Origin of the sequence: Streptomyces sp. NPDC091412 (genome assembly GCF_044756885.1) — a bacterium.
Classification (GTDB): domain Bacteria; phylum Actinomycetota; class Actinomycetes; order Streptomycetales; family Streptomycetaceae; genus Streptomyces.
Genome location: NZ_JBIVTV010000057.1, coordinates 1 through 1739 on the forward strand (window position 1 = coordinate 1; position 1739 = coordinate 1739).

1 pseudogene is annotated in these 1739 nt (G+C 67.1%); it reads right to left on the reverse strand.

What is annotated here, in order from left to right:
• Window positions 1-1684, reverse strand: a pseudogene (locus tag ACIQMV_RS39345) (ISAzo13 family transposase); the annotation flags it as partial.
• Window positions 1685-1739 lie beyond the last annotated feature (55 nt).

The window sequence follows — 1739 nt, forward strand, 5'->3', positions numbered from 1 at the left end:
GGGGCTTGTAATTGAATAACTGTCAGTTTTGATCTGTGGAGCGTCTTTCGATTGGCGTCCCACGGGCCTTCAGCTGCTCCAGGGTGCGGGCGGGCGCTCCGGGCAGTGGCGTGACGGTGATTTTGTGCAGGTCCAGGAGGCGGTGCCCGTCCTGGAACTGATTGGACAGGTTGGTGCGGGTGACGCCCAGCAAGTGGGCCAGGAGCGTACTGGTCGCTGCCCTGCGGCGGCGTAACAACGCGGTCAGCAGCCGGTGGTAGTGGTCCAGGCTGCTGGTCTGCGGGTGGAGATAGCTGCGCGGGCGGTGAAAGCGTCGTTGGAATGCGGCCTCGGCCAAGGCGTCCCAGTACGGCTCTGAGACCGCCGCCAAGTGGTCGAAGTCGGAACGGCCCATGCCCGTCAGGGCCGGGTCGGTGAGCAGTTCGGTCAGGGCCGAGTCGATCCGGCGACGAGTCCGTGGCGCCTCGGAAGGCTTGGGCGGGGCAGGTGCGAGGGTGTAGTTCCAGTCGCCGTGGAACGTGCTCGGCGTGATCGGCAGAGCGTGGAACTCGGCGGGCGTGACGGTCGTGCCGAGGCGATAACTACCGGTGTCGAGTTCGGCGCCGATCGAAAGTCCGGTCGTGGTGGTCGTCGCGGCGATGGTCTCGAGGACGACCTCGTAGCTGGTCAGCGGCCGCCCTCGCCAGTTCGCGGTGATATGGCAGAACATCCGGTGTTCGATTTTGTTCCATTTGGATGTGCCGGGCGGAAAGTGGCAGACCGTGATCTCCAGTCCGCTCTCCAGGGCGAAGGCGGCCAGGTGTTTCTTCCAGGTCCAGCGGCGGGGATCGTTGGAACCGCCGGCGTCGGCGGTAATCAACACTCGGGTGGCGTCCGGGTGGTCGGCCCGTCCGCGGCGCTGCCACCAGCGGCGTATGGATTCCACCGCGAACTCGGCGGTGTCGTGGTCGGTCCCGACATTGACCCAGCCGGTGTTGGTGGCGATGTCGTAGATTCCGTAGGGAATGGCCACCGGTTGGTCGCTGGTGGTGAAGGTGTGGCAGTCGACCCTGATCGGGTCCTTGCCCGGCCGCCAGGTGCGGCCCGGCCGGTCGCGGTTGCCAAGCCATTCCTTGGCTTTGGTATCGACACTGATCACCGGCTGCCCGTCGTCGAGGAAGGCGGTGGCCGTGGCGTTCAGGTGGGCGAACTGGGCATCGCGGTCCGGGTGGCTGGTTCCTTCGGTGGTCTTGACGGTGCCCTGCAGGCTGTAACCCAGGCCGTGCAGCAGGCGTCCGACGGTCGCGGCACTGACCCGATGGCCCTGTGACGTGAGGATCGAGGCGAGGGCACGTAGCGACAGGGTGGTCCATCGCAACGGGGAGACGGGGTCACCCCGGGTGTGCGGCTCGATCAGCGCCTCCAGCGCCGGCAGCAGGCCGGGGTCGGTGACCGTCAACGGCTTGCGGCCGGCTCCCGGAGCCCGAACCCTCCTCGTCGGCACCGGGTCTGCGGCCAGTTCAGTGACGCCGCGCGCGACGGTGGCGGTGCTGGCTCCGGAAGCGGCAGCCACCAGCGTGGTCCCACCATGGCCGATGGCCGTGGCCTCGCTGGCCAGGTAGTACCGACGACGGCGCTCGTCGAGATGCGGCAGGATCCGATCGAACTTTGCCCGTAACTCGGCAACGGGCGGACGCAGAGTCATGCTCCACCCTCCCACCAACGCCGCCTGGGCAAGCAGTAATTGAAATACAAGCCCC